The 23,136-nt window shown below is 42.5% G+C and carries 18 protein-coding genes; 8 read left to right on the top strand and 10 right to left on the bottom strand.

The features are described 5' to 3' along the window. Positions 1 to 4: 4 nt before the first annotated feature. A complete protein-coding gene (gene yihA / locus AN395_RS10270) occupies positions 5 to 661 on the bottom strand; it encodes a ribosome biogenesis GTP-binding protein YihA/YsxC (protein ID WP_054982948.1) in 657 nt (218 codons plus the stop codon). Between the two features lie 280 nt (positions 662 to 941). On the opposite strand from yihA, the gene AN395_RS10265 reads away from it, so the two are divergent. From AN395_RS10265 to AN395_RS10255, 3 genes are all read left to right on the top strand, one after another. Continuing rightward, positions 942 to 1,574 (top strand): cytochrome c, encoded by a 633-nt coding sequence (locus tag AN395_RS10265; protein WP_054982947.1) that lies wholly within the window; start codon positions 942 to 944, stop codon positions 1,572 to 1,574. Between the two features lie 741 nt (positions 1,575 to 2,315). Beyond that, entirely contained in the window at positions 2,316 to 2,909 is a 594-nt protein-coding gene (gene yihI, locus AN395_RS10260; RefSeq protein ID WP_054982946.1) for a Der GTPase-activating protein YihI, read from the top strand. 12 nt (positions 2,910 to 2,921) lie between these two features. Next, complete coding sequence (locus AN395_RS10255; RefSeq protein ID WP_004589313.1) at positions 2,922 to 3,437, top strand: DUF2489 domain-containing protein; 516 nt, start codon at positions 2,922 to 2,924, stop codon at positions 3,435 to 3,437. A 107-nt stretch (positions 3,438 to 3,544) separates the two neighbouring features. Here the strand turns inward: AN395_RS10255 and hemN are convergent, their stop codons facing one another. Both hemN and yjgA read right to left on the bottom strand, forming a co-directional pair. Then, entirely contained in the window at positions 3,545 to 4,918 is a 1,374-nt protein-coding gene (hemN, locus tag AN395_RS10250) for an oxygen-independent coproporphyrinogen III oxidase (RefSeq protein ID WP_054982945.1), read from the bottom strand. Positions 4,919 to 5,030: 112 nt separating this feature from the next. Then, entirely contained in the window at positions 5,031 to 5,564 is a 534-nt protein-coding gene (yjgA, locus tag AN395_RS10245) for a ribosome biogenesis factor YjgA (RefSeq protein ID WP_004589315.1), read from the bottom strand. 144 nt (positions 5,565 to 5,708) lie between these two features. Between yjgA and pmbA the strand changes: the two genes are divergently transcribed. The 3 genes from pmbA (at position 5,709) to AN395_RS10230 (ending at position 9,984) form a co-directional block, all read left to right on the top strand. Then, positions 5,709 to 7,058, top strand: a complete 1,350-nt coding sequence (pmbA, locus tag AN395_RS10240) for a metalloprotease PmbA (protein ID WP_029773391.1) — start codon at positions 5,709 to 5,711, stop codon at positions 7,056 to 7,058. Positions 7,059 to 7,175: 117 nt separating this feature from the next. Beyond that, positions 7,176 to 7,658, top strand: coding sequence for a DUF721 domain-containing protein (locus AN395_RS10235; protein ID WP_054982944.1), 483 nt, complete (start codon positions 7,176 to 7,178; stop codon positions 7,656 to 7,658). Between the two features lie 250 nt (positions 7,659 to 7,908). Further along, positions 7,909 to 9,984 (top strand): M13 family metallopeptidase, encoded by a 2,076-nt coding sequence (locus AN395_RS10230; RefSeq protein WP_054982943.1) that lies wholly within the window; start codon positions 7,909 to 7,911, stop codon positions 9,982 to 9,984. 154 nt (positions 9,985 to 10,138) lie between these two features. Here the strand turns inward: AN395_RS10230 and AN395_RS10225 are convergent, their stop codons facing one another. From AN395_RS10225 to AN395_RS10210, 4 genes are all read right to left on the bottom strand, one after another. Further along, complete coding sequence (locus AN395_RS10225; protein ID WP_054982942.1) at positions 10,139 to 11,206, bottom strand: phosphotransferase enzyme family protein; 1,068 nt, start codon at positions 11,204 to 11,206, stop codon at positions 10,139 to 10,141. A 5-nt stretch (positions 11,207 to 11,211) separates the two neighbouring features. Further along, positions 11,212 to 11,610 carry an 8-oxo-dGTP diphosphatase MutT gene (gene mutT, locus AN395_RS10220; RefSeq protein WP_029773387.1) on the bottom strand — a complete coding sequence of 133 codons (399 nt, stop codon included), beginning with the start codon at positions 11,608 to 11,610 and terminating at the stop codon, positions 11,212 to 11,214. Positions 11,611 to 11,670: 60 nt separating this feature from the next. Next, positions 11,671 to 14,379: a preprotein translocase subunit SecA gene (secA, locus tag AN395_RS10215; RefSeq protein WP_054982941.1), complete on the bottom strand. Its 2,709-nt coding sequence runs from the start codon at positions 14,377 to 14,379 to the stop codon at positions 11,671 to 11,673. 431 nt (positions 14,380 to 14,810) lie between these two features. Then, positions 14,811 to 16,838, bottom strand: a complete 2,028-nt coding sequence (locus AN395_RS10210; protein WP_029773386.1) for a methyl-accepting chemotaxis protein — start codon at positions 16,836 to 16,838, stop codon at positions 14,811 to 14,813. Positions 16,839 to 16,954: 116 nt separating this feature from the next. Here AN395_RS10210 and AN395_RS10205 point away from each other — a divergent pair, with 116 nt between their 5' ends. Then, positions 16,955 to 17,725 (top strand): NADP-binding protein, encoded by a 771-nt coding sequence (locus tag AN395_RS10205; protein WP_054982960.1) that lies wholly within the window; start codon positions 16,955 to 16,957, stop codon positions 17,723 to 17,725. Here the strand turns inward: AN395_RS10205 and hutH are convergent. The 3 genes from hutH to hutC all read right to left on the bottom strand — a co-directional run bounded on the left by hutH (position 17,703) and on the right by hutC (position 21,707). After that, positions 17,703 to 19,256: a histidine ammonia-lyase gene (hutH, locus tag AN395_RS10200; RefSeq protein WP_054982940.1), complete on the bottom strand. Its 1,554-nt coding sequence runs from the start codon at positions 19,254 to 19,256 to the stop codon at positions 17,703 to 17,705. The two genes, AN395_RS10205 and hutH, sit on opposite strands and share 23 nt — an antisense overlap. Before the next feature lie 2 nt (positions 19,257 to 19,258). After that, the gene (gene hutU, locus AN395_RS10195; RefSeq protein WP_054982939.1) at positions 19,259 to 20,932 is read right to left on the bottom strand and encodes a urocanate hydratase; all 1,674 of its coding nucleotides are present in this window, start codon (positions 20,930 to 20,932) and stop codon (positions 19,259 to 19,261) included. A gap of 67 nt (positions 20,933 to 20,999) precedes the next feature. Next, complete coding sequence (gene hutC, locus AN395_RS10190; RefSeq protein ID WP_054982938.1) at positions 21,000 to 21,707, bottom strand: histidine utilization repressor; 708 nt, start codon at positions 21,705 to 21,707, stop codon at positions 21,000 to 21,002. A 111-nt stretch (positions 21,708 to 21,818) separates the two neighbouring features. On the opposite strand from hutC, the gene hutI reads away from it, so the two are divergent. Further along, on the top strand, positions 21,819 to 23,066 hold the full coding sequence (gene hutI / locus AN395_RS10185) for an imidazolonepropionase (RefSeq protein WP_054982937.1): 1,248 nt from the start codon (positions 21,819 to 21,821) through the stop codon (positions 23,064 to 23,066). Positions 23,067 to 23,136 lie beyond the last annotated feature (70 nt).

Below are 23,136 nucleotides of genomic sequence, written 5' to 3'. Positions count from 1 at the left end.
ATTTTTAAGCGTCTGAGCTGTCTTCATCACTTTGCGGTGCAACAGCCACAATTGGCCCTAAATACCACTCATCTAGCTTTTTAGCGACTTCTGGTAAACCTGTTCCCTTAAGTGATGAAAAAGCGTGTACAGTGATATCACCGTCTAGTTCACTTAATTCACGGCGTACTTGCAGTACTTGTGCTTTACGTGCACCTTGCTTGAGCTTATCGGCTTTAGTTAAAAGCGCTAATACCGGGATTTCGCTGCCAATAGCCCAGTTAATTAGATCTTTGTCTAAATCTTTTAATGGGTGGCGAATATCCATTAATATAACAATACCTTTTAAACTTTGACGTTTTTGTAGGTACTCACCCAGTGACTTTTGCCACTTCTTTTTCATTTCAATAGGTACTTTAGCAAAACCATAACCGGGTAAGTCGATTAAGCGCATATCATCTACTTCACCTAATTCAAAGGTGTTGATTAACTGCGTACGACCTGGCGTTTTACTGGTACGAGCAAGTTTTTGATCTGTCAGTGCATTAAGAGCACTTGACTTACCTGCATTAGAGCGACCTGCAAACGCGACTTCAATTCCCGTATCAGCAGGTAATTTAGTGATGTCTGGCGCGCTTGTTACAAAAGACGCAGTATTATATTTGATACGAGATTTGAGCACAGGCTCTCCTAAAAACGTAAAAGTTAATCTTATTGAGCTAAATTCACTCAGGGCGCGTATTTTATACTATAAAGGATGTATTAAAAAGCGTATTTAAACACCTAAAAACTCTATAAATGGCACTATTAAAGCTGCTTAAAGGTTAATCTAGGTCAAAACCCTATAAATTATAAGCTTAATATGAGTAGAAAACGTGCCAGAGAATTTTTTATCGTGTAGAATACATGAATTACAACATCCATATTGTAGATGATACAGGGTCGGAAACAGAGAATTCACCATGAAAAAAATAGCACTATCTTTAACAATATTGCTTGGTGCGTTGTCAGCAAGCAACGCAACAGCATTTGATGGCGATGTAAACGCAGGTAAAGAAAAATCAGCAACGTGTGCGGCTTGTCACGGCCCAGACGGTAATGCACCGGTTAATATTTACCCTAAACTTGCAGGCCAGCACCCAGATTACATCCTTAAACAACTTAAGGATTTAAAATTAGGTATGACTTCAGGCGGTAAAGAAGGCCGTATGGATCCTGTAATGAGCGCGATGGCTATGCCACTTAGCGAACAAGACATGAAAGACCTATCTGCTTATTTTTCTTCATTGAACATGACTGAAGGCGCCACCCCTAAAGAGGTGGTTGAAGTTGGTCAAATGCTTTACAAAGCAGGCGATGCTGAACGTGGTATTCCAGCTTGTGCGGCGTGTCATGGTCCGCGAGGCAATGGTTCGTCTCTTGCTAAGTTTCCTAAAATTTCTTTTCAGCACCCAGAGTACATTAAAGCTCAGCTAGAGAAGTTTCGTGATGGAACCCGTAAAAACGACCATAACGGTATGATGCAAGATATAGCGAAAAAGCTAACTGATAAAGATATTGAAGTACTATCTCAATACTTAGGTGGCTTACACTAAAGTCGTATTTATCTAGTATTAGCTAGTGTAATACTATGTAATATGATTAAAAAGCAGCTTGCGCTGCTTTTTTTGTGTCCACATTTTAACGATATCACCCTTTAGTTTGTGAGATATTTGCCATGCTGTTTTGTAAGAAATAACTTATTTTAAAATTATTTTTACAGTTAAACTTATGTTTATTATGAATTTTTTGTTTTTTATATATGCTCTATGTAAGAAAAATTATATAAACCAGTTGTAACAAAAATATTAACGGGTAAATTAACCACTGTCGCAAAACAACAATAACAACATGGATTATGCTAAAGGAAAATGGCGCGACACGACTGAATAGCACATTGAAGGTGCTACAAAAGGAAATAACAAGAAAGCGTCAGGATGACCGTAAATAATAAAATCTCAAGGAAGTTTAATAATAAAAACAAAATGGAATGTAACAAGGAAGGTTAAAATAATAACAATACGGACTGATAATAATAAAAATAATAAAGACTAAAAAAAGTCGAAGGGAGAAGTGTCCAGATAATGGCGCTCAGATTAGTAGGCGGTAGAGATGTTTTCTCTACCGCCTTTTTATTTGTCCTGTTACAATACCCACCGTTTAGCAATAAGCTAATGCGCTAATTCAACGAGCAACCCAAGCTTTAATGCGCAAATCGAATTCTTCTGGCTAGGCCAGCACTGCGATGCTCATGTTATGTGCCTCGCTCAAAACCTCTTAAGTGAGATGATCAAGATATGAGTAGAAAGAAAAAATCACGCAAAATTCCTTCAAACGGCCCTGTTCGTTTAAGCCAAGATAAGCTTAAAGAAATGCGTGCGTTAAAAGAGCAACGAGTTAAAAAGCCAAAGGGCGCTAAGCCTGGTTCTCGTAATGCACCTGAGCTATTAGATAGCGATACTAAAAAAGCAAACTCAGCGCCAAAAGATAAGCGCGTCGGCAGTAAAAAAGCCGTGCCTTTAGTGGCTAGTGCACCACAGCCGCAAGTAGAAATGAAGCGTAACTTAAAGCCAACAGTTGAGCTTAAAAAGGTTACAGAGCCAGAGCTTACGCCTGAGCAAGAGCTAGAAGCGCTTGAAAACGATGAGCGTTTACTTAAGCTCGTTGAGCGCCATGAGCAAGGTGAAATGCTGACGGGTAAAGATGCGAAGTACTTTAATAGCCGTATTGCTCGCCACCAAGTACTTTGTAAGTTACTAGGTATCGAAGATGAAGACGAGTTTGAAGATGATTTTGAAGATAACTTCGAAAGCGACGGTAACTCAGATTTCGATAAGTACCTTTCTGATGATTTAGCCAATGAGTGGCTAGATGATGATGACGACAAATAGTAAGGGCGCTTAATGAGTACCGCAGTGATTGTAGCCTTGTTTGTAGGTGCTGTTATTATTGCTGGCTTAGCATTTTATGCAGGTCAGTTGCTCTATAAGCTTAACGCGCAAAAAAAGTTAATTGCGCAAAAGCAAGCAGAGCAACAGCAAAAGCTTAAGCAGTCGCGCTTAAAGCGTAACGCTAAACTTGCAGATAGCATTCATCTAATTGCTCGTGCAATGGCTGAAGAGCAATGTGAGTACTCTGAAGGCTGTTTACGAATTTGGGTTTTAATGTCTCAGTACGCTTTTGAAGATGAGCGAGATTTAACGCTAGCGTACCCAGGCATTTATAAAATGTATAACGTTGTGAAAGAAATGCCGACTCACGATGCACGCAAAAAATACTCTAAAAAAGAGATTTTTAAGCAAGATACAGCACGTTGGCGAGCTGAAGAAAACTTTAGTGATGAGATTAAAGCCGATTGCGACAAAATCATTGTTGAGTTTAAAGCTGCGCCGGGCAGCGAAAACATCGTGTTTAATTAAACCCTATAGAAAATACAAAAAGCAGACTCAGGTCTGCTTTTTTTATGCCTGCTTATCGACACGTTTTTACCACCTCAAACGTGATAAGCGAAATGGTATAGCACTAATTAAATCACACGTGAGAAACGGGTTTTACTTATTTGCTTTTGTAAGTGAGCATCAAAGCACATACATATAATACGAATAAATAGATTTCCGCGAGGCGTGACGCGTATTACCTTATCGTTTATATGCACCATGTCATCGTCTATTAAAGGCTTTAGCGCTAACAGCGCATCCGCAAAATACTCATTAAAATGTATAGAATGCTTTTTCGCAAATGCGTGCGTGTCTAATTCAAACTGGCAAATAAGTGATTTAATAGCCTCCGCGCGTATTACATCATCGTGCGTTAAATGCATTCCTTTATGTATAGCACTGCCGGCTTGCGTTTCAATTGCGTGATAATAATGCTTAAGCACTTTTTGGTTTTGTAAAATGGCAGTGCCAATTTGCGAAATAGACGAGACCCCTAAACCTAATAAGTCGCAATTACCGTGGGTGGTATAGCCCTGAAAGTTGCGATGTAGCTGCCCTTTATTTTGCGCGACTGCAAGTTCGTTATCGGCTTTTGCAAAATGATCCATACCAATAAACTGATAGCCTGCAGAGGTCATTTGCGCCAAGGTGTTTTTAAACATGGTTAGCTTGTCGTGGGCACTGGGTAAGTCAGCCTCTTTTATTTTACGTTGTGCTGCAAAGCGCTCTGGTAAATGCGCGTAATTAAATACAGAAACTCTGTCTGGGCTTAAGGCAATTAATTGCGCTATTGTTTTTTCAAAGCTTTGGGGTGTTTGTTTAGGCAGGCCATAAATCATATCTGCATTTATAGACTTAAAGCCAAGCTCGCGGGCTTGAGTTATCAGGGCTTTAACGGTATCTACTTGCTGTGTGCGGTTAACCGCTTGTTGTACTTCATCGTTAAAATCTTGAATACCAAAGGATACGCGGTTAAAGCCTAAAACCCGTAAGTGTATAAGCATATCTTTTGCAAGGGAGCGTGGGTCTATTTCAATGCCTCGCTCAGTGTTGCGGGTAAAGTGAAAGTGCTGCTCTAATAAGTTAATTAAGCGCGTCATTTGCTTTACAGTTAAAAAGGTTGGCGTACCACCCCCTAAATGTAATTGCTCCACTGCGTAGTGTTTAAATAAAGGGGCATGCGCTGCTATTTCTTTTGTTAAGTAATCTAAATATACATCGGCTTTAGACTGATGGCGTGTGATCACCTTGTTACATCCGCAGTAATAGCAAAGCTCACTGCAAAATGGGATATGAATATACAAAGAAAGTGAGCGACTAGAGGATGATTTTATAGCGCTAACAAGGTCTTGTTGCTGATACCCCTCGCTTAAAGATAAAGCGGTAGGGTAGGAGGTATAGCGCGGCCCTGACACGTTATACTTATTTATAAGAGTTTGATCCCATTTTGGAAGCTTTATCATCACGCGCACCTTATGTATTAATGAGGTGTTGAGTATAAAAAGCTTTTAAGGGAGGGGTTTTGATCTACAACAAAAAAGGTGCCTAAGCACCTTTTTAAAAGAGTATTTTTTGTTAATACGTTATGTTGTGGGCATCTTTTAAGTATTGAAACAATTCTTTATAGCCCTTGCCTGGCTTTTCAGCTTTAACTTCTTTAGCGGCGTTACGTACCAATTGGCGCATTTTTTGGCGCTCAAGGGTTGGGTATTGCTCAATAGTTTCGTTAATTAAATCATCGCCTTGCTCAATTAAGTCGGTACGTAATTGCTCAATTTTTTTAATTAAAACCTCAGCTTGGTTATTTTTATTAAGCATTACGTCAATAATGGCTTTAATTTCTTCAACGTTTTCTACTGTGCGTAGCGTTTTAGCAATGTAATTTAAGTGGCGGCGGTACGCATCGCTTTTATTACTGATTTTATCAGCAACTACCATGGCTGCTTTCAAATCGTCATTGAGTGGTAAGCGTTCGCGTTGCTTTTTCCCCATTTTAGCAATTTCAGAACCTAACTGATGAAACTCTTGCGCGTCGCGCTTTAGTTCACTTTTTGATACGTAAATAATTTCTTCTTCAATTTCAGCAGGCTTGCCTTTTTTCTTCGCCATGGGGTGCTCTTAAGTAAAAATAACTTTTGCCATTATACGCGATTCTTTTAGTGATTAATATTAGCTGATGTGGTGCAGTGAGTGTGTTAGCATTTAAAGATAAGAAATGCGTGCAATATTGCCTTAAGGCTCAGGACTTAATTTATGAAAAGCCAACAACACGATCCAATTTATTCTCAAATCTCTCAAGTAAAAGATGCCGTAGCTGAAGTGCTCGAGCATGCTAAAAAATTGGGTGCCACTGCCGCAGAAGCTGCTATGTCTAGTACATCGGGTTTATCGGTAAGCACACGCATGGGTGAAGTAGAAACCATAGAGTTTAACCAAGATGGTGGTTTAGGTATCAGTGTTTATGTAGGGAATAATAAAGGCTCGGCGTCTACTGCTGATCTAAACCCAAAAACACTGCGCACGGTAGTAGAAAAAGCCATTGATATTGCCAAATTTACCTCAGACGACCCTTTTAATGGTATTGCCGATAAAGAACTACTCGAGTTTGCCCCTAAGGACCTTGATTTATATCACCCGTGGGATGTAAGCCCTGAGCAAGGGATTGAGCTATGTCACGCTGCAGAGCAAGCCGCTTTAAATGCTGATGAGCGTATTGTTAATTCAGATGGTGCAAGTTTTTCATCGCACCAAGGCTTACGTGTGTATGGTAATAGCCATGGTTTAATTGCTGGTTTTCCACGTACGCGCCACAGCATTAGCACGATGGTAATAGGCAAAGAAGGCGAGCACATGCAGCGCGACTCTGCTTATACTGTTGCTCGCGATCAGGGCGGACTTAACGACGCTGCTGCGGTAGGCCTAGAAGCCGCCACCGAAACTCTGGCTAAACTAAATAGCCAAAAGCTGGGTACTATGAAAGTCCCTGTTATTTTTAGAGCCGATATTGCCAACTCATTGTTTGGCCATTTAGTGTCGGCAATTGGCGGCGGGGCGCTTTATCGTAAATCGAGCTTTTTACTCGACAGCCTAGGCACCCAAGTATTTAGTAAGAGCGTTAATATTGCTGAGCGTCCTCATATATTAAAAGGATTAGCGTCGTCGCCTTTTGATAGCGAAGGGGTAAAAACGATTGACCGTGAAATTATTCAAGGCGGTGAGCTGCAAACGTACTTATTAGCAAGTTATGCAGCGCGTAAACTAAATATGGCTCCAACAGGCCATGCAGGCGGTATTCATAACTGGTTAGTTGAGCAAACGCACAACGATTTATCGGCTTTATTAAAAACCATGGGAACAGGCTTATTAGTTACCGAGCTGATGGGGCAAGGCGTAAACACCGTTACGGGTGACTACTCGCGTGGAGCGGCTGGTTTTTGGGTAGAAAACGGTGAAATTCAGTACCCTGTTAGTGAAATTACCATTGCCGGAAATTTAAAAGACATGTTTAAAGGTATTTCGGCCATAGGGGGCGATATTGAGCGCAGAGGCGGCATTCAAACCGGCTCAGTACTTATAGAGCAAATGCAAATAGCAGGCGCATAATAGCAATTTGCAATAATACGTAATTAAGCGAATTGGTATAATATAAAAGCACTTATTTAAGCCGAGCATTTAAACGCTTGGCTTAAACGTGCTTTATTTAAATTTTTGAGGTGTTGAATGGCTAAAGATAGGTACGCACCAAAACCCCTGACTGACATTATGGCAGGCCTTAATAATCGCTTATCGGCCTATGCAGGTAAAAGCCAAGCGCTTGATAAGCAACAGGTGTTGCTTAAAGAGTTTTTAGGCCCAAAGCTTGCTGAAAAATGCCGTGTGAGTAATTACCGCGATGGCACGTTGATGATTGAAGCTGTATCGGCGGCAATTGCCCTTAAACTTAATTATTTAAAAATGGATATGCAGTCGCATTTTAGAGCGGCAGGCATGGCAGAGCTCGGACAAATTAAAATTGTTGCAAACCCTCAAGCAACAGCGCGCTTAAGCCCAACTGCAGATAAACCCGGCCACGCAGGTAAAGCACCTGGCAATTCAAGAAAAATGAGCCAGCAAACTTCAGATTACCTTAATGCCATTGCCGCATCAGCGCCCCCTTCGCTGAAAGAAAAGCTAGAGCGCCTTGCTCGCCATGGTAAAAAATAACTCGCAAAAGCGCGATTATGGTTGTTGGTAGGGCTATTTTGTTACCTCGTCTCATAGAAAATACTTTGTTACATATTCTATTTTATTGTTTCTTTAATGGGGTTTATCATACAAATTCGGCGTGTTGTTTTAACCGCCTAAATATTAATTTCATTAAGTGAAAGCATCGCAGGGCGCTTTTATTTTTTCTCTGGCATGCAATAGTTTAATGAAATAGATATTTTATTCTTTACTAACAAACGGAATAATTATGAAAAAAGTAACTATTACCGCTGCAAGTATCGCACTTGCACTGGGCCTAGTAGGTTGCGGTGAAAAACAACAAGAAACGCAAGTGGCCGACACCGCTGCCGTTACAGCACCGGCAGAAAAAACGCTTGAGCTAGGTGTAAACCTTGCCAATATGGATGAGTCGGTTCGCGCACAAGATGACTTTTATTACCATGTAAATGGACAGTGGCTTGCTAAAACAGAGATCCCTGGCGATAAGTCGAACTACGGCTCGTTTACACAATTATACGACGAGTCGCAAAAAGCGATGAAAACAGCGCTTGAAAGTGCCGCTAATAATAGCAGTGCTAAAAAAGGCAGCGATGAGTACAAAATTGGTGCTTTTTACAAAAGCTACATGGATAAAGACACACGTGATGAGTTAGGTATTACACCTTTACAACCTTCACTTAATACCATTGATAGCCTAGATTCAAAAGCTGACCTTGCTCCTTTAATGGCTAAAATTCAGCAGCAAGGTGCGAGCTTACCATTTGGCTGGTTTGTAAATAACGACGCTAAAAATTCAAGTGAATACGCGTTGTACTTATCGCAATCTGGACTTGGCTTACCTGATCGTGACTATTACTTAAAAGATGATGAAAAATTTACTAAAATTCGCGCATCTTACGAGCAATACATAACCGATATTTTAGCTAAATCAGGCGTTGAAAATGCCGCTGATGCCGCGAAAAGCGTTATCGCATTTGAAAGCGCTTTAGCTGAGGCGCAATGGAGTAGAGTACAAAGCCGTGATGCAACTAAGTCATACAATAAAATGACCGTAGCTGAGGCAAATAAGCTAACAGGCGACTTTGATTTAGCTGCGTTTTTCAAAAGTGCTGGGGTAGATACCTCAGACATTATTGTACGTCAGCCAAGCTACTTAGAAGGGTTTGCTGATGTGTACAAAGAAACAGATTTAGCAACGTGGAAAAACTACTTAAAGTTTCATTTTGTAAGTGGTTACGCGCAGTTACTGAGCACTGACTTGGTTGATCTTAAATTTGATTTTTACAGCACCACATTACGCGGCGTAAAAGAGCAAGCGCCACTTTGGAAAAAAGCGGTTGATGCATCTAACAGCGTACTTGGCGAAATTTTAGGTAAAGTATACGTAAAAGATAACTTCCCGCCTGAAGCAAAAGCACGTATGGAAGAGCTGGTAGATAACGTTATTAAAGGTTACGGCGTTGCTATTGAAAACCTGGAGTGGATGAGCCCTGAAACCAAGCTTGCAGCCCAAGAAAAGCTAAACAAATTTACCCCAAAAATTGGCTACCCAGATAAGTGGAAAGACTACTCACAGCTGAGCATTAACCCTGATGAATTAGTGGGTAACTACATACGTTACAGCCAGTGGGCTTATAGCGATATGATTGCTAAATTAGGCAAGCCAGTGGACCGCTCTGAGTGGCACATGACGCCACAAACAGTGAATGCTTACTACAATCCAGTAAATAACGAAATTGTATTCCCAGCTGCTATTTTACAGCCACCGTTCTTTAATTTAGAAGCCGATGACGCTGTAAACTACGGTGCAATTGGCGCAGTAATTGGCCATGAGCTAGGTCACGGTTTTGACGACCAAGGTGCTAAATACGATGGTGACGGTAACTTACGTAACTGGTGGAGTGAGTCTGACCTTAAACAGTTTGAAGAGCGTACCGGCGCGTTAGTAGCGCAATACAACGAATATAAACCGTTTGAAGATGCGGGTGTTAACGGCGAGCTTACCCTTGGCGAAAACATTGGCGACTTAGGTGGTTTAACGGTGGCTTATAAGGCGTATCAATTATCGTTAGGTGAGAACAAAGCGCCTGTTATTGATGGCTACACCGGCGATCAGCGTTTCTTTATGGGTTGGTCACAAATTTGGCGTCGTAAGTACCGCGATGAAGAGCTACGTAACCGCTTAATGACAGACCCGCATTCACCAAGTCACTACCGTGTTATCGGTATCTTGTCGAACATGCCTGAGTTTTACCAAGCGTTTGACGTAAAAGAAGGCGACAAAATGTATATCAAACCAGAAGACCGCGTAAAAATTTGGTAATTGATAGCCTGTTAGTTAACCTGAATCTGGTTAAGAGATAAATTACCCCGCATTTAGGTTGATAAATAAAAGCCAGTAAGTGTTTAGCTTGCTGGCTTTTTTATATTTAAATACTGAGTACTAATACCAATGCGCAATAATACTTAATTTAGGGCTACTGCATGAGTGTTTTATGCATCCAGCTTTGATTGCTTAAAATATTTTTATACAAAGCCAGCTGGTTTTGCGCACGTTCTAAATTATGTTCTGCATGGGTGGTTTTAAAGTACACGTCGTTATTTAAGTAATCAGTTAAAAACCGCACACTGAGCATTAGCGGCATAACTTTAGCGCCAAGTAGCAAACTTGCTTGCTCTTTGTTGCTAATAGCCGATTTAAGGGGGGCAAGGTAGCCTTTAACAAGCGCTGTAAATACCTCTTTGCGAATAACCACTTTATCAATATTAATCGAATCTTCTGGCTCAGCGCAGCAAAATGTGCGCACCATGTCTCCAAAGTCATACAATAAAAAGCCTGCCATACATGTATCTAAATCGATAACTGCTTTTGCTTTATATGTATTGCTGCAATACAGCATATTATTTATTTTAGTATCGTTGTGGCATACCCGGGTGGGCAAATCGGCTGTTACGTCAGCGAGTTCTTTTACTAAATGCTGTTGTGCAATGCAGTAGTCAATGTCGTTTTTACACTGCTGCAGCCGCTCTTTAGTGGCGGTGCTAATGGCTGTATTAAGCTGCTCAAAGCGCATAGCTAAGTTATGGAAGTCAGTAATAACAGGGTAGAGACTTGATGCGTCAAAATCGAGCAAGGCACGTGTAAAGGTGCCAAATGCAAATGCGGCTTGCTGTGCGTGATGGGGCTCTGTAACCACATCTTCGCTAATACTTTGGCTAATAAAATTAAGCACGCGATAGTACGCGTTGTTAATTGTAATAAGGTATTCACCTTGGCAAGTACTTATATGCTTAACAATGTCGAGCGGGTAAGTATTTGTTTGTTGTTTAGCGCTTAGGTGCTGCTCAATTAACTGGGCGTTATTGACCAGTTGTGCTGGGTTTTTAAATACATGAGTATTGAGCTTTTGAACAACAAATTGCTGCGCAGCATTAGTTAACAGCCACGTGGTGTTTATATGTCCGCTGCCTAAAGAGCTCACCTGAGTAAGCTCAGGGTTTAGCGCTAATAGCTCACTTAATTTATTTTGTATTGCTGTATTCATGTACTTTAGGCGTATCGCGCTTGTATTTTTTCGATAATCTCAGCGTTAGCAGCAGGGAACTCATAGTTACTAAGCTGATTAATAGCGACCCATTCACTTGGTTGCCCTTCGGCGCCATGTGCTTCACCGCTAAAGTTACTCACAACGTGAATATCAAGTTTTACACATTTATCGCCATAGTCATGTTCAATTACCATAAGTTGGCTAGAGCTATGAATAGTAATGCCAACTTCTTCACTTAATTCACGCTTAAGTGCAGCAAATACGCTCTCGCCAGCTTCTACTTTCCCGCCTGGAAATTCCCATAAGCCACCTTGATGTTGCTCATCGGCGCGCTTGCAGATAAAGATGGCGTTATTTTTTTTTATTACGCCTACCGCTACATTTACAATTTTTGTTGTCATGTTTTTTCTCCATAAAAAAAGCGACGCTAGCGTCGCTTTTTAATTACATACAATGCGTCGTTACTTTAATTTACCACAACATTGCTTAAACTTTTGTCCTGAGCCACACGGACACGGATCGTTACGGCCAACTTTAGGCGCTGTTCTTGCCATTACAGTTGCGCTTTGAGGTGCTTCACCGCCTACATGTTCAGCTTCTTCGTGTTGGTACTCGCGAGGGGCATTTTCACTTTTACGGTGTTGCTCTTCTACTTTTTCAACATCTTCTTCGGCACGAACTTGTACTTTACTTAAAATGCCCACTACATCAACTTTTAAGTTTTCAAGCATTTCGGTGAATAGCTCAAACGACTCGCGCTTGTATTCTTGCTTAGGATTCTTTTGTGCATAGCCACGTAAGTGAATACCTTGGCGTAAATGATCCATTGCAGCAAGGTGATCTTTCCAGTGCTGATCAAGACTTTGAAGCATAATCGCTTTTTCAAACTGACGTAGTACAGAGTCGCCAACTTGCTCTTCTTTTTGCTTGTAAGCTTGCTCAACCGCTTGCTCAATACGTTCACGAAGTTTTTCTTCGTATAGTTTATTGTCATCAGCTAACCACTGCGTGATAGGCAGCTCAATCAGGAAGTCTTGTTTTAAGCGCTCTTCAAGGCCTGGGATATCCCACATTTCAGCAAGGCTTTGTGGTGCAATGTATTGATCAATAACACCGGCAAGTACATCACCACGGATTGCTGTAATGGTTTCTGAAATATCGCCTTCTTCAAGCAGCTCGTTACGTTGAGAGTAAACAACACGACGTTGATCGTTTGCTACATCATCGTACTCAAGTAATTGTTTACGTACATCAAAGTTACGTGCTTCTACTTTACGCTGAGCGTTTTCAATTGCACGGTTAACCCAAGGGTGCTCAATGGCTTCGCCGCGTTGCATGCCTAGTTTACGCATCATGTTAGTCATGCGCTCGCCGGCAAATATACGCATTAGCGCATCATCCATCGATAAGTAAAAACGGCTAGAGCCGGCATCACCCTGGCGACCAGCACGGCCACGTAATTGGTTATCTATACGGCGCGATTCATGACGCTCAGTACCAATAATGTGTAAACCGCCAGCGTCAATTACTGCATCGTGACGAATTTTCCACGCCGCTTTAATTTCAGCAATTTGCTCATCTGATGGGTTTTCTAGTTTTTCAACTTCGCTGTTCCAGTTACCACCAAGCACAATATCGGTACCACGACCGGCCATGTTGGTTGCAATTGTTACAGTACCTGGTAAACCAGCATCCGATACGATGTCAGCTTCTTGCGCGTGGAATTTAGCATTAAGTACGTTGTGCTTAATTTTTTCTTTGCGTAAAAACTGCGATAAATACTCAGAGCTTTCAATCGAAATAGTACCTACAAGCACAGGCTGTCCGCGCTCTTGGCAATCTTTAATATCGGCTAAAATAGCTTCGTATTTTTCTTCTTGTGTTAGGTAAACTAAATCGGCGCGATCATCACGGATCATCGGCTTATTAGTTGGCATAACAACCGTGTCTAGGCCGTAAATAGATTGAAACTCAAATGCCTCAGTATCGGCTGTACCTGTCATACCGGCTAAAGTTTCGTATAAACGGAAGTAGTTTTGGAAAGTGATTGAAGCCAGTGTTTGGTTTTCGTTTTGAATTTTTACACCTTCTTTAGCTTCAACAGCTTGGTGTAAACCTTCAGACCAACGACGACCTTCCATTGAGCGCCCTGTGTGCTCATCGATAATGATAACTTCGTTTTCTTTAACAACGTAATCAACATCTTTTTGATAAAGCTTGTGGGCACGAAGTGCGGCATACACATGGCTCAGTAAGGTAATGCTACCGGCTGAGTAAAGCGAGTCGCCTTCTTCAATTAAGCCTCGTTCAGTAAGTAGGTCTTCTACTTTAATTTGACCGCGCTCAGTTAAATGAACTTGCTTAGACTTTTCGTCGATTGTGTAATCGCCATCGCCTTCAATGCCTTCTTCGTCTTCTTTTTCTTGAAGCTCTAAAAGCGGCACAATTTTATTGATTTCGATGTATAGCTCAGAGCTATCTTCAGCTGGGCCTGAGATAATAAGTGGTGTACGCGCTTCATCAATTAAGATTGAATCCACTTCATCCACTACGGCATAAAACAATGGACGCTGTACGCGCTCATCAATGCTAAATGCCATGTTGTCACGAAGGTAGTCAAAACCAAATTCGTTATTTGTACCGTAGGTAATGTCAGCAGTATAAGCTTGCTTTTTCTGTTGTGGCATCATGCCTGGTACGTTACAGCCCACAGTTAGGCCTAAGAACTCAAATAACTCGCGGTTTGTTTCAGCATCACGTTTAGCAAGGTAGTCGTTCACGGTAATTACGTGCACGCCTTTGCCTGTTAAGCCATTTAAGTAGGCTGGAAGTGTGGCTGTTAGGGTTTTACCTTCACCGGTACGCATTTCTGCAATACGACCTTGATGTAAAACCATGCCGCCTAATAGCTGTACGTCAAAGTGACGCATGCCATTTACACGCTTTGACGCTTCGCGTACCACAGCAAATGCTTCTGGTAGAATGTCGTCAAGGCTTTGTCCGTTATCGTAACGTTCTCTAAACTCAGCTGTCTTAGCTCTTAAATCTTCATCAGAAAGCGCTTCTAATTGCGTTTCTAGCGCATTAATTAGCGCGACCGTCTTTCTTAGGTTTTTAATAGTGCGGTCATTGCGACTACCAAAAATCTTGGTAAATAAATTAGATATCATGATAAAACCGTTACAATGTATTCTTTGTTAACCGAGTGTCGGCTAACCCATTTTTTACAATTGGTAATTAATATGTACTTTTACATAACCTGTAGAACATATTAATTAGCAATTTTGTATTAAAGAGCCTCAAAGCACTGTTTAATACGTGTGCTACTATACCAGACTCTGCCAAACAACAAACTATCTCAACTAAAAGATGTGTATTAAAAACAGAAAAATTTGATCTGATGCGTAAAAACCACTTTAACTGATTTAATTACGCTAAAAAATAGCAGCAAGTTGTGAAGATATGGTGTTAAAAAATTTAAAAACAAGAGTGCTAGGGCATGCGGGCCTTGGGTGATTAAAATTCATTCAATCCACAAAGCTCAACACGCCCTAGGTGGGTTAATTTTATACTTAGTTACCCACCTTATTACGCTATGTATTTAAAGCTTAAACTGATTAACCGTTTTGTTTAAGGCAACAGCAAGGTCGCTTAAATCGCGCGCTTCATCTGCTAAAATGTGTGCGTGATCAGCGGTGCTGTTTACTAAGCCATTAATTGCTGCAAGGCTGGTATTAATATCCTCTGCGACAACGGTTTGTTGCTCAGTTGAAGTGGCAATTTGGTGGCTTTGGTCTTGCACTTTAGTTACCGACTGAGCAATGTTTTGTAATGAACTTAGCACTTCTTTTGTTTGCGATACTGAGCCTTCAGTTTGCTCTTGCCCTTGTAGCATCATTACCGACGCTTGTTGGGCAATTTGCTGTAAGCGAGAAATCATATTACGAATATCGTCTGTTGATTCTTGCGTACGGCTTGCCAGTGAACGTACTTCATCAGCAACTACCGCAAAACCACGGCCATGCTCACCTGCACGCGCAGCTTCAATGGCGGCATTTAGAGCAAGTAAGTTGGTTTGATCGGCAATGGAGTTAATTACATCCACTAATGCACCAATGTTATTACTTTCTTGCTCAAGCCCTGCTACCACTTTAGACGCTTCACCTATGTGTAGCGCAAGTTCGGTCATCACACGTTGTGCTTGAGTTGAGCGGTCAGCCCCTTCGGCAGTAATAGCTTGTACTTCTTCGGCGGCGCTGTTGGTATGCTGCGCGTTACGCGATATTTCAAGTACAGTGCTGGCCATTTCGGTCACGGCGGCACTTACGCTGTCTACTTGTTGTTTTTCTTGCTGTATTTCGGTGTTGGTTTGAGCAGATACGTTTTTAAGTTGCGCTGCGGCATTGGTTAACTGTTCAGCTTGTGCGGCTGTTTCTAACATCATGGCGCGCAGCTTATCAATGAATGTATTCATGTGATTGGCAAGCTGGCCGACCTCATCCTGGCTGGTAATATTAATCTTTTGGGTTAAATCGCCTTCGCCCGATGCAATATCACGCATTATATTAGTTAAAGTGGTAATAGGCTGCGAGATCATGTGGGTTGCCCATAATATCATCGCTAGAATGATCACTAAAATAATCACCACTGCGGTGGTTGTGGTGGTAACCGCCTCATTAACGGGGGCTTCAATCATGCTGGTTGGGATCAGTATACCTACATACCAATCTAGATAAGGTTGCTCTAGTTGTAAGCGATGGTACACCACATAATACTCTTCTCCTTTTAAGGTCACCAATTGGCTGCCTTCGAGGTTATTACGCATTTGTGCGTTAAGCTCTGTAAAGCCTGAAGTATTATTAAACTGGCTTTCAAGGCCATCTAGCCCTTCTTTACCTTTAGGGCCTTCGTCGGTGTTAGACAGCTTATGGCCGGTAGCATTTGAAAAGTGTACAACCTTTTGATTGCCATCGAGTAAAAAGCCATAGCCTTGGCCGTTAAAGCGAATACCTTCAACCATATCGTTGATTTTATTAAGCTGTAAATCAACGCCGCCCATACCAATAAGTTTACGCTGTGCGTTGTATACCGGCTGTTGTACAACTGCTGAGGCAACCCCAGTGGTTAAATCGACCGATATAGGGCCTACGTAAAGTTTATTAATTTGCAGAGCTTCTTGCCACCAACCACGTTTATAGGCGTAGTAAGGTTGGCCATTGTAATGGCTGGTACGCTCGTTTTCTTTAAAGTATTCACCGGTGGTTGCTGATGCGAAAAACGCCGACAGTACATTTTCGTCATTTGAGCTAATGCGTACAAAGTCTTGATTAACTTCGTTGTAGCCGGGGGCATTTTTAATCGGCTGGTCGCGAGTATCCCAATTTTCAAAAAAATTAACTAAATGCGGGTTATTAACAAACGTAGAAACCAGCTTGCCATACTTTGCAAAGTAGCTTTGCATTGAAAGTTGTTCGCTTTGTAGGTAGCTTTGAGCTTCGCGCTCAATGTTTACTCTGGAAAGGTTAGCGATGTGATTTACAAAAAATGTTGAAGCAATAATTAGCAAAATGGTGATGGTGCCACCAATCAATAATAATATTTTCTTCCGTAATGATAAATTATTTAGCATAAGTGCACGTATTATTGTTTTTTAGTAGGTTGTATCTAATCATATCTTACTTTAAATCTCTATGAAGTTAGATAAAAAGCACTAATTATGCGTTTAAAATGAAGGGTTATGCAAAAATGGAAACAAAAGCTAATAAATTAGTAGTATTAGGCGCAGGCTGGTTGGGTCATACTTTGTGCCTACAAGCTAAACAGGCGGGTTGGCAGGTACAAGGTACGCATAGAAGTGATCAGCATACAGAGGATTTTCAGCGTCAATTTGTACTGATTGATGGGCAACTAATACACCAAATAGATTTACACGATGCTTACTGGGTGTGTGCAATCCCCCCACGAAGCAGACACAGTGAAAGTAACTACCCAGAAACACTAAGCACTGCACTTTCACTTTCTAAACAATTAAATGCAAAGGGCTTTATTTTGTGCTCATCTACCGGTGTGTACGACCAAGAGCCAGGTGTTTACACTGAAAGCAGTGAAATAAGTTGTACCAATGAGCGACAAATAAAACTATACGATGGCGAAGAAAAGGTGCTTGAGCAAGATGGTAAAGTACTGCGTTTAGCAGGGTTATTAGGGCCTAACCGCGAGCCGGGGCGCTTTGTTGCTGGGAAAGAGTTAAATTCATCGAGCCAGCAGGTGGTTAATATGGTGCATCAACAAGATGTGATAAACGCCATTTTTGCGGTAATAGAAAACTATAACTCGGGGCAAAATATTTATAACGTGGTAAATCCATCGCACCCAACTAAAGCGAATTTTTATGCACAAAAGTGTGCAGAGCATGGCGGCGAAATGCCAACCTTTACCAGTAATGAAAGTGCTGAGCGCAAAGTACTTGGCTCAGCAATTGAGGCGTTAGGTTTTAGCTATCAGCATGGAATTTAAAATGCGATGGTAGTGGGTTGTGGTGAATAAAGTCGCACAATGCCCCTTGTGCTAAAAGCGTATTGGTTGCCTCTATATCGGGGGCAAAGTAGCGGTCTTTATCGTAGTAACTTACATGCTCGCGCAGCAGAGCTTTTGCTTTTTCTACTTGCGGTGAAGGTTTTAGTGGGGCTCTAAACTCAAGCCCTTGAGCAGCTCCAAGCCATTCAATTGCTAATACCCCGCGGGTGTTATTGGCCATTTCCTTTAAGCGCCTTGCTGCAAAGGTTGCCATAGAGACATGATCTTCTTGATTTGCTGATGTTGGCAGGCTGTCTACCGAGGCGGGATGCGCAAGCGATTTGTTCTCGGAGGCAAGCGCAGCTGCGGTTACTTGGGCAATCATAAAACCTGAGTTAACTCCGCCGTTTTCAACTAAAAAAGGTGGCAGTGTAGAGAGGTTTGAATCAATAAGTAGCGCGATTCTTCGCTCTGCCAGCGCGCCTATTTCGGCAATCGCAATGGCTAAGTTATCAGCTGCCATAGCAACGGGCTCTGCATGAAAGTTACCACCGGATATAATATCGCCCACATCGGCAAATACCAGCGGGTTATCGGTAACGCCGTTTGATTCACATAACAACACCTCTGCGGCGTGGCGTATTTGTGTTAAACACGCGCCGAGTACCTGAGGTTGGCAGCGAAGGCAGTAAGGGTCTTGCACTTTTTCGCAGTTTACGTGAGATTGGCTAATTTGTGATTCAGTACTAAGTAGCTCTCTAAATACACTGGCCGTATCAATTTGGCCGCGTTGCCCCCGTATTTCGTGAATGCGTGCATCAAAGGGCGCACGGCTACCCATTGCGGCTTCTATGCTAATAGAGCCTATAACACAGCTTTGTGCATATAAATCCTCTGCTTTGAAAAGCCCTTGTAACGCAAACGCGGTAGAGGCTTGTGTACCATTTAGCAGTGCCAGTCCTTCTTTTGCGCCTAATGTAATAGGTGAAAGATTGGCAATTTTCAGCCCTTGAGCAGCACTTATAATTTCACCTTTGTGGCGCATTTTGCCTTCACCTAATAGTGGAAGGCACATATGAGCAAGAGGCGCTAAATCGCCCGAAGCACCCACAGACCCTTTTTGTGGTACGCACGGGTACACTTCACTGCACAGTAGTTTCATAAAAAATGCGATCACCTCTAGGCGTATCCCTGAGTAGCCCCGAGACAAAGAGTTTACTTTTAAGGTCATCATTAGTCTTACAGTGCTGTCGTCCATGAGCTCCCCAATACCGGCAGCATGCGAAAGTACAATACTGCGCTGCAGTAGCTCAAGCTCGTCATCTGCTATTTTTGTATTGGCTAATAAGCCAAAGCCGGTGTTAATACCGTACACCGTTTGGCGTTTGTTTATTACGTTTTGAACAGTTTGTGCGCTGGCCGCTATTTGTGTACTGGCGCCATCGACTAAGTTAAGTGTGACAGCTGAGTCATTAATTTTTCTTAGGGTGCTTAAATCTAACTGCCCTGGTGTGAGAGTGTGTGAAATCATGACTATTCCTTGTTTAGCATAGGGAGATCTAGGTGGTGCTCTTGCGCACAATTTTTTGCAATGTCGTAGCCTGCATCAGCATGGCGCATAACGCCGGTAGCAGGGTCGTTCCAAAGCACACGAGCTATGCGTTGCGCAGCTTGTTCACTACCATCTGCAACAATAACCACGCCTGCGTGCTGGCTAAAGCCCATGCCCACTCCGCCGCCATGGTGCAGCGACACCCACGTTGCGCCACCCGCAGTATTAAGCAAAGCATTAAGTAGCGGCCAATCAGAAACGGCGTCTGAGCCATCTTGCATACTTTCGGTTTCACGGTTGGGGCTTGCTACAGAGCCAGAGTCGAGATGATCGCGACCAATTACAACCGGCGCTTTAAGCTCGCCATTTTTAACCATGTCGTTAAAGGCCAGTGCAAGGCGAGCCCGGTTTTTTAAACCAACCCAGCATATACGCGCTGGCAACCCCTGAAATTGAATGCGCTCACGCGCCATATCAAGCCAGTTATGTAAGTGGGTATCTTCTGCGATAAGCTCTTTCACTTTTGCATCGGTTTTATAAATGTCTTCGGGGTCGCCTGAAAGCGCAACCCATCTAAATGGGCCAATTCCTTCACAAAATAACGGACGGATATAAGCAGGCACAAAGCCCGGAAAATCAAATGCGTTGGTAACGCCTTCTTCAAATGCCATTTGGCGAATGTTATTGCCATAGTCGGTAGTGGCAGCACCGGCTTTTTGAAGTGCTAGCATGGCGTTTACTTGCACTGCCATAGATTGCTTGGCGGCTTTAACCACTGCCTGTGGGTTTTGTTCACGCATTTTTGCTGCGTGTTGCATGCTCCAACCTTGCGGTAGGTAGCCGTTGAGTGGGTCGTGCGCTGAGGTTTGGTCGGTCACTATATCAGGGGTAATATTGCTGTTTGCCAGTGCAGTAAAAATATCGGCAGCATTACCTAATAAGCCTACCGATAATGCCTTACCTTTAATGCAAGCATCGGTAACTAGCTCAAGCGCGTGCTCAAGTGTCGTGGCTTTTACATCAACGTAGCCGGTTTTAATTCGAAAATCGATACGGGTTTCGTCGCATTCCACAACTAATGCGCTAAAACCTGCCATCGTCGCGGCGAGTGGTTGTGCGCCTCCCATACCGCCAAGGCCTGCTGTTAAAACCCATTTACCTTTTGCATTACCGCCAAAGTGTTGCTTTGCCATTGCTACAAAGGTTTCGTAAGTGCCTTGCACTATGCCTTGTGAGCCAATATAAATCCAAGAGCCCGCGGTCATTTGCCCATACATCATTAAGCCTTTTTTATCGAGCTCATTGAAGTGCTCCCAATTTGCCCAATGTGGCACCAGGTTAGAATTAGCAATGAGAACGCGCGGCGCGTTTTCGTGGGTTTTAAATACGCCCACGGGCTTACCCGATTGCACAAGCAGGGTTTCGTCGTTTTCGAGCCTATTAAGGGTTTCAATTATTTTATCAAAGCTTGGCCAGTCTCTTGCCGCACGGCCAATACCGCCATATACCACTAACGCGTGAGGGTGCTCTGCCACATCAGGGTCTAAATTGTTCATTAACATGCGTTTAGCGGCTTCTGTTTGCCAACTTTTAGCGCTAATTTTATCGCCATGAGGCGCGCGGATTTCTCGGTGTGTGTCGAGCCGGTTGTTCATGAATTTCTCCTGTTGTATATACAAGATGATCAGCTACAAAAAAACGCCCTTGAGCGTTACGTTGTTATTATTTTTTAAATGTTAAGTGCCCGCCCAAACGGTATTTACTGCCCGGTGATACTAAGCGAGCAAAGCTTACTATGCCTTTTGTAGACCAAGTACGACGAATAACCTGCAAGCAGGGCTCTTCGTTATACAGGTTAAGCCATTGGCACATTTGCGAGTTAGGCATAACCGCTTCCACTGTGTGGCGCGCTTGTGTGAGCGGCGCTACGCTCGATAAGTATTCATGCGGGGTGAGGGCGCTAAAGTCTTGTTGTAAATAACCCGCGGCTAAAGCTGGGTTTACAAATCGCTCTTCAACTTGCAGTGGTTTGTCGTTCTCATTGTGTACAAGCACACTGCGATACACCAGGCTATCTACTTCAACGCCAAGCGCAATGGCTATGGGTGCTACCGCATTGATTGATTCAAGCACTTGCACACTACAGCTGTATTGCCCGTTACGTTCTTTTACTTCATCGGCTATGTTTTTAATTTCAAGTAGTGACGACTGCGATTTAAAACTTGCTACAAACGTACCTAACCCTTGGCTGCGCGTTAAAATACCGGCATCTGTTAATTCGCTCAGTGCACGTCGTGCGGTCATACGGCTTACAGAAAATTGGCTGCTAAGCTCGTTTTCTGAAGGGACACGTTGGTTTTCTTGCCATGCGCCATTTTTTATTTTATCGACAATAAATTGTTTTATTTGTGCAAATTTAGGTGTGGTCATTACTATTATTAGTTGTACTTAAAATAAACTATTTAATAAAGATGGCATAATTATCTTGTATATACAAGGTGTATTGTTAGACTGTATTTTAAGCGCATTAGGGAGCTAAGTATGCAAAATAAAACAACGGGTTACACCTTAGAAGATCTCGACTTATTATTAACTGATGCCAACATAGCAACCATGGATAGCACAATAGATGCACCTTATGGGGCTATAGAAAATGCGGCACTGGCGATTAAAAACGGCGAAATTGTATGGTTAGGTGAGCAATCAAACTTACCCAGTTTTGATGCCTTTGCTACCCCTACATTAAGTATTAAAGGGCAATGGTTAACACCTGGGCTTATTGATTGCCATACACATTTAATATTTGCAGGCTCCCGAGCTGAGGAGTTTGAGCAGCGCTTACAAGGTGTAAGCTATGAACAAATAGCTGCGCAAGGTGGCGGTATAGCCAGTACTGTTAAGGCCACTCGCGCGGCAGATCATGAGCAGCTATTTGTTGATGCAAAAGATCGCTTAAACACTTTACTTGCCGAGGGCGTAACGACTGCTGAGATTAAGTCGGGATACGGGCTTGATGTTGAAAACGAAATAAAAATTTTAGAAGTGGCGCGTTTGCTGAATGAGCACCATCCTATTGATATTAAAACCACGTTTTTAGGTGCACATGCGCTACCCCCTGAATACAAAGGCCGTGCAGATGAATACATTGATTTAGTATGTACGCAGATGCTTGAGCAGGTAGTGGCTAATAACCTTGCCGATGCTGTGGATGTATTTTGTGAAAATGTAGGCTTTAGTCTTGCACAAACAAAACAAGTGTTTGATGCAGCTACAAAACATAACTTGCCGGTAAAATGCCATGCTGAGCAGCTTTCTAATCAGCAGAGCGCACAGCTGGTGGCTGAATATAAAGGCCTTTCAGCTGATCATATTGAGTACCTTGATGAAAACGGCGTAAAAGCCATGGCAGATACTGGCACTGTGGCTGTTTTATTACCTGGGGCTTTTTATTTTTTACGAGAAACACAGCTCCCTCCCATCGATTTGCTGCAAAAATACAATGTGCCTATTGCTATTGCCAGTGACTTTAACCCAGGCACCTCGCCTTTATGTTCTGTGCAATTAATGATGAACATGGCATGTACTTTATTTAGGCTCACCCCTGAGCAGGCCCTTGCGGGAGTAACCCGCAATGCAGCGCAGGCACTAGGTTTGAAAGACAGAGGCGTGCTAAAGGTTGGTGCAAGGGCTGATATTGCGCACTGGCAAATAGGTCACCCTGCACAATTAAGTTACCAATTTGGCGTAAATAAACTGTTAAATCTATGGATTTTGGGTAGAATTAATTAGTTTGTATTATTTTTGTCCATATTTAACATGCTTTTATTAAATTTTATAGCTAGTGGAGTGGCGTAAGCTT

It is taken from the genome of Pseudoalteromonas sp. P1-30 (assembly GCF_001400005.1).
Classification (GTDB): Bacteria; Pseudomonadota; Gammaproteobacteria; order Enterobacterales; family Alteromonadaceae; genus Pseudoalteromonas; species Pseudoalteromonas atlantica.
The sequence above is the reverse complement of the archived record's forward strand: the minus strand, read 5'-3'. Positions and strand labels throughout refer to the sequence as shown.